Origin of the sequence: Spectribacter hydrogenoxidans (assembly GCF_031846275.1) — a bacterium.
Lineage (GTDB): Bacteria > Pseudomonadota > Gammaproteobacteria > Nevskiales > Salinisphaeraceae > Spectribacter > Spectribacter hydrogenoxidans.
On the sequence record NZ_JAVRIB010000051.1, the window covers coordinates 1 to 676 of the forward strand.

Here is a 676-nt window from a genome sequence, read left to right on the forward strand (position 1 = left end):
TGCGAAGTTCACCTTCGGCACCGCCGGCACCCGCGGGACGGTCGGTATCCCCGGCAGCGGCCTGTACTACACCGAGCACAATCCGCTTGATCGGCGTCGCGGTAAGCGTGGATCACCGGCACCGGAAGGCGAGAGTGCCGCCGACCGCCTGGATCTCGGATTCTTCCGGCGATTGATTACACCGCCGGGGGAAGAAGCCTTCGTCGATGGTCTTCGTCAGATCCATGAGAAGGATGAGGCCGGGGCCTGGAATACCCTGAGTCAGGCAACGACGCAGGCCGACGCCGCCTTCATGGCCGGCGTACTGGCGCTGAAGCGTCAGCAACCGGAAGCGGCCATCAGCTGTCTTTCATCGGCCCTCGATCGAGGGGAGACACTGGGCGAGTTGTTCAGAAAGTACGAGATACGGCCAACCGTCAGTCTGAGTATCACCGACCACATCGATGCCCGGATCGAACCGGCCGCCCGGGGCATCGCACTTGCCCTGGCCGAGGCCTACCAGATGACGGCGCAGTGGTCGGAGGCCCTCGACGTACTCGAGTCCATCTACACGGCTCAGCCCAAGGACCCCGTCGTTACGCTCTCGATGGTGGAGGTCCTGACGGCCGAAATCGCCACGCCGGACGCTTTCCAGCGGGTCGTGTCGTTGACCAGGGATGCCGACAATACTGACGAG

Annotated in this window: 1 pseudogene; it reads left to right on the top strand. The window is 63.8% G+C overall.

The window, feature by feature from the left end:
• Positions 1 to 676: pseudogene (locus RM532_RS15830) on the top strand (DUF4236 domain-containing protein); the annotation flags it as partial.